This is a genomic window from Candidatus Cardinium sp. cBcalN2, from assembly GCF_022810445.1.
Classification (GTDB): domain Bacteria; phylum Bacteroidota; class Bacteroidia; order Cytophagales; family Amoebophilaceae; genus Cardinium.
Genome location: NZ_JAACGD010000092.1, coordinates 1 through 5177 on the forward strand (window position 1 = coordinate 1; position 5177 = coordinate 5177).

General features: G+C 38.1%; 5 protein-coding genes and 1 pseudogene. 2 read left to right on the forward strand and 4 right to left on the reverse strand.

The features are described from left to right. From MUW74_RS02795 to MUW74_RS02810, 4 genes and pseudogenes are all read right to left on the reverse strand, one after another. Positions 1 to 194, reverse strand: a pseudogene (locus MUW74_RS02795) (hypothetical protein); the annotation flags it as partial. 512 nt (positions 195 to 706) lie between these two features. Beyond that, positions 707 to 1042: an ankyrin repeat domain-containing protein gene (locus MUW74_RS02800; protein WP_243518269.1), complete on the reverse strand. Its 336-nt coding sequence runs from the start codon at positions 1040 to 1042 to the stop codon at positions 707 to 709. 12 nt (positions 1043 to 1054) lie between these two features. Continuing rightward, complete coding sequence (locus tag MUW74_RS02805; RefSeq protein WP_243518266.1) at positions 1055 to 1846, reverse strand: ankyrin repeat domain-containing protein; 792 nt, start codon at positions 1844 to 1846, stop codon at positions 1055 to 1057. 435 nt (positions 1847 to 2281) lie between these two features. Further along, entirely contained in the window at positions 2282 to 2536 is a 255-nt protein-coding gene (locus MUW74_RS02810) for a hypothetical protein (RefSeq protein ID WP_243518263.1), read from the reverse strand. Positions 2537 to 2660: 124 nt separating this feature from the next. Here MUW74_RS02810 and truA point away from each other — a divergent pair, with 124 nt between their 5' ends. Then, positions 2661 to 3440 carry a tRNA pseudouridine(38-40) synthase TruA gene (truA, locus tag MUW74_RS02815; protein WP_243553056.1) on the forward strand — a complete coding sequence of 260 codons (780 nt, stop codon included), beginning with the start codon at positions 2661 to 2663 and terminating at the stop codon, positions 3438 to 3440. 1 nt (position 3441) lies between these two features. Further along, positions 3442 to 4803 (forward strand): tRNA uridine-5-carboxymethylaminomethyl(34) synthesis GTPase MnmE, encoded by a 1362-nt coding sequence (gene mnmE, locus MUW74_RS02820; RefSeq protein ID WP_243518230.1) that lies wholly within the window; start codon positions 3442 to 3444, stop codon positions 4801 to 4803. Positions 4804 to 5177 lie beyond the last annotated feature (374 nt).

Genomic DNA, 5177 nt, shown 5'->3' on the forward strand with positions numbered 1-5177 from the left:
TTGTATAGATTATCTTTTAGATTTTCTTCAAACTTTGTTATCGAGACCTCATCTACACCTGCTGCACCTTTGTTTTTGGATACTCGTTTATAAGCTTTCCAAATCAATTGCTTTGGTATATCAAAAGACTTTGTTTCATTCATTAATTCCTCCTTTTTTTTTAGTTGATTAATAATTAAAACTAAATAACGCAACCCCTTCGCTCCATTTCCATTACAGAAACTTCATCACTACTACAAGTTGCTCCGCCCCTGTTTTTCGCATCGGTACTCTCATCCTTAGAGATCAGCTCTTTGGATTTCTCCCTTATCATCGAAATGACAGGTTCCCGTAGTTCCATGCAATAGCCTGAAATAGATTCACGCCACTTTTATGCCGGACGCCACCTACCCAGTAAACAAGCTCCCGGTAGATTTATCCCAGGTTAACGACTACCCCCTGGTTTTGACATCGTCTATACGCTTTCGACACTTCATCAATGGTTCACTTGCGTTCGTCTCTCTATTTCATACATGACATCTAATTGTGCCTTTTCCATAACGCTCACTACCTTGGTTTTTTACCAAAGCAGCTTATGGTTGTTTAAAGCCTGCTCTTGTAAACCGGCTTTGAGGGGCCCGCCCTCATCTACTGCACAGCTTCAACACTTATCTGTGTTTCTACGGCGCACAATCATCAACATATGGCTGATGGTGATTTATTTTAGCTAAATCAAGTGCACTTCATAATTTACTAAATAAAGGGCAGTATGGCCATCTTTGTTTTGGGCATTTAAGTTAGTGCGGCTATCTTGAAGGAATGCTTCAACTATCGGTGAAGCATCTAAACGCCCTGGTAGATGCAGAGACGTATTGCCATCCAAACGCGCTGCTAGGTGCAGAGGCGTGTTGCCATCCGAGTCTTTTATATTCACATTAATATCTTTTTGCTTCAGTAATGTTTGAACTATGTGCAAATGATCCATATACACTGCTAGATGCAGTAGCGCCCTTTCAGCACTGTTTTTTTTATTTAAGTGAATATCTTCTTCCTTGAGCAACATGTTAAATATATCTCAATTTTCATTTAATAGTGCCAAATGAAGTGGGGTATTATTATTTTTACCTGGCTGATTTATATCTATATCCAACCCGGTTTTTTTATGTTTTAGGAGAGTTGCAAGGATGTCCGGATACTTTCCATGCACTGCTAGATGAATAGGGGCATTACCTTGTTTATCCTTTATATTTACCTGAATACCTTTTACTTTCAATAACTTTTCAACTATCTTTAAATATCCATTAGATTTAGCTACTGCCAGATGCAGTAGCGTATTGCCATTATTATTTTGGATATTTGCCAGAATATTTTTTACGTTCAATAACCTTTTTACTAGGTTCAAATGTCCATTAGCTACTGCCAGATGCAGCGGTGTATCGCCATTATTATTTTGAATATTTACCTCAATATCTCTTGCATTAAGTAAAACTTCAACGTTTGTGAGCTGTCCATTAGCTGCTGCCAGATGCAGCGGCGTATCACCATTATTATTTTGAATATTTAGTTTAATAACTTGTTTATTGACTAATATTTTAACTAACTTTGGTGAGTAATTAGATACTGCTCGATGAAGTAGGGTATTGCCAAATAGGTCTTGATTACTCATATTGATATGGTCATGCTTACCTCTATCATTTTGAGCTAGTTTTGTTTTGACGTTACTCGTTTTCTGATTGAGTGTTGTTTTTTTATTCAAATGAGTATTGTATTGGCGACTACTACAAGCTGTAGTAAAGGATAAAAACCAGATCAATAGCCTTGCTATTGGATTAACTAGTTTGTAGCTTATCATATAGTTCTTGGTCATAAAAATTAAAATTACCTAAAATAGGTGTTGGACTTGTTGCTAATTTCACTTATGCTGAAGAATCTGTAGGAGAAACGGAGCGCAAAACTAGATCGTATCTCACGTACGTGAGGATGTAAGCACCAGTGCAACATGCAAATTACCAGTAGTGTTTTGCAAGCAGTCTATTGAAATAAAATTACTCGATTAGTTCGTCTACTTGGTTGTATGCAGCAGGATGTACTACTTAGCAGCACATTTTTTATAGTGCTTATATATTAACCAGTTTGATTAAGCTAGCTAAATCCCTAATAATCAAATGTATAAAAATTTTTATACATTTTTTATTATTCCCCAAATAAATAGGTCAGTACTAACAGTTGTAAGGTACAATACTTGCTATTGCCAGTAATAGACTATTCCATTGCATGAGTCATGTATGATTGTACTTAGTTGCTATACCTCCTGTAAAAAAATCAAAATCAGGGCAATAGCACCCAGCAATTGAGCAGCTATAGGATTATGAAAGTCAATATTGCCCCATTTTTCATGGCCTGCAGCCATTTCTACCAATAGAAATATAATCAACACTAGAATACCTAGCCTATTAGATCGCTTGGTAATAACCATACTGAAAAAGAGTAAAAAAGAGCCGGTAATCAGTAAGCTTTCTGACCTAAATGCATCGATTTTTGTAATTAAAACATACAAAATATCCTGATTTTAAGTGAAAATTGGAACATTTACCCAATTATACTTCGATAAATAACCTAACTATGATTAAATTTATGATAGCTTTTAAGCAAGCTTAACATAAGTTTAAGCCTTGTAAACTATGCTAATCTATCTCATGCGTTATTTTATATATATAGCTTATTTAGGCAAAGCCTATAGTGGCTGGCAGGTTCAAAAAAATGCACTAGCTGTCCAACAAGTGGTAGAAGAGGCACTCGGTAAAGTGCTATCCATGCCTATTACTATTTCAGGTAGCAGTCGAACCGATAAAGGAGTACATGCACAGCAACAGGTTGCCCATTTTGACCTAATAAGAGCGATAGATCCTAGTGATTTGATCTATAGGCTGAATAGGATTTTGCCATCTGATATCAGCATCACAGCTATTCGTCCAGTCATAGATGGGGCACATGCTCGTTTTGATGCCTCTTATCGTACCTACCACTATACCATCGTTATAAAAAAAAATCCTTTTTATAAAGATCATGCGCTTTGGCTGTGCCGCATGCCACCACTTGTTTTATTGAATGAAATAACGACTTTGTTTTGCCTAACAACTGATTTTGAATTTTTTAGTAAAAAAGCTGATACCGATTTTCAAAAAAACGCTCATGGTTTTGTGTGTGATGTAAAGGAGGCTAATTGGCTACAAATAGATCAAAGTGTGATCTTTCAGATAAAAGCGAATCGTTTTTTACGGGGTATGGTACGGGTTATTGTCAGCACGATCCTTAAAGTAGCCATTGGTAAAATGGATCTAGCAGCACTAGCTGGCCTTATTAGAGAAAAACCACCTATTCGCCCTATACTGAGCTTAATGCCAGCGCACGGATTAACCTTGATGGAAGTAGGCTATCCAGAAACCTTATTTATACCATAAAATGCATCCTAACCAAGACCCTATTATTGCCCTAGCTACCCCACAAGGGGTTAGTGCCATTGCCGTAGTACGTCTATCTGGGCGTGGTGTTATACAGATGGTGAACCAAGTATTTCGTGGCAATGACTTGACCCAACAAGCCTCGCATACCATTCATTTTGGCGTGATTCAAGAAGGCGATACAAAAATCGATGAGGTATTGGTTTCCATTTTTATTGCACCGCACTCTTTTACTAAGGAAGATGCTGTTGAAATCTCTTGCCATGGGGCCCCTTTTATTGTAGCAGCGTTAATACAATTATTTGTAGCACAAGGTATTCGGGTAGCTGAGCCAGGTGAGTTTACCAAAAGGGCTTTTTTAAATGGTCGATTTGACTTAGCGCAAGCAGAAGCAGTTGCTGATTTGATTGCAGCAGACAGTACGTTGGCCCACCAAACTGCACTTAGCCAAATGCGTGGTGGTTTTTCTGTAACCCTACAAACGTTACGGCAAAAATTACGCCATTTTGCAGCCATGCTAGAACTAGAACTCGATTTTGCAGAGGAAGATGTTGCTTTTTTAGATAGAAACCAGCTGCAAACATTGGCCAGTCAGCTTATTGACACCTTAACCTTGCTAATAGATAGTTTTCAATTAGGTAATGTTATTAAACAGGGCGTTGCAGTAGTGATTGTGGGCAAACCGAATGTAGGTAAATCAACTTTATTGAATGCATTATTAGAAGAAGAACGAGCCATTGTTTCGCCTATAGCAGGCACTACACGAGATACCATTGAAGGAAGCCTACACATAGGAGGTATCCGTTTTAGATTTGTGGATACAGCTGGCTTACGGGCAACCGTTTCGGATGCCATAGAAGCGATAGGTATTGAGCGAACCAAGCAACAATTAAGCAAAGCTTGCATCGTACTTTACTTGGTTGATCTATCCAATACGACCTTTAGACAAGCGGAAGAAGATTTGGTGGTATTGGGTTTGGAAGGGCTGCCTGCCATTAAGATAGGTAATAAAATGGACCTTGCACCAGCTATTGCGCTAGAAAGTTTTAAAGATTATTTTTTGATGAATGCAAAAAAGGGTAGCGGGCTGGCAGTGCTTAAAAATAAGCTTTTGGCCATGGTACAACAAGAATCTATAAATGGCCTAGGAACGATCATCATCAATGCCCGCCATTACGATCGGTTACAAAAAAGCAAGCAAGCCTTAGAAGCTGTAGTGAACGGACTGGCGGAACAACGATCGAATGAGTGGCTAGTGGTCGATATAAACAGTGCACTAGAAGCACTAGGTGAAATTACAGGGGAGATTACTACAGAAGAGATCTTGGGTGAAATTTTCTCTAAGTTCTGTATTGGGAAATAAAGATCTTTCGTTAAATAGCCAATTTCGTAGCGTGACGAAAGATAAAAGACAGTTTCCTAATCGTATAGCGCTTTTTAAAACTTGATATTTAACCATCAATGATATCACCAGGAAGTGCACTATGTATTCAAAATTGCAATAAGGCTATAGTATCTGTTCCTGACACTGTTAAAAAATGAATTTTTTAAAGCTACTTTTTGCTTGATCAAAAAGTAGCCAAAAAATCAAGCGCTGATGAAAAAAGTTACGGAAAGCTTAGTTTACAGCTGGAAAAACAGAACTCGCCCGCTTCGCGGGCTTCAAACAGGCTGTTTTTCTATTTCAGCTGTAAGGGCTGATTGCTGATCGCAACTATTTTACAAGGGGCGTTTTTG

Bases quoted from the DNA above. Each gene is read 5' to 3' on its own strand.
- truA (WP_243553056.1), top strand. From the start codon at position 2,661: ATGCTAATCTATCTCATGCGTTATTTTATATATATAGCTTATTTAGGC.
- MUW74_RS02805 (WP_243518266.1), bottom strand. From the start codon at position 1,846: ATGACCAAGAACTATATGATAAGCTACAAACTAGTTAATCCAATAGCA.
- mnmE (WP_243518230.1), top strand. From the start codon at position 3,442: ATGCATCCTAACCAAGACCCTATTATTGCCCTAGCTACCCCACAAGGG.
- MUW74_RS02800 (WP_243518269.1), bottom strand. From the start codon at position 1,042: ATGTTGCTCAAGGAAGAAGATATTCACTTAAATAAAAAAAACAGTGCT.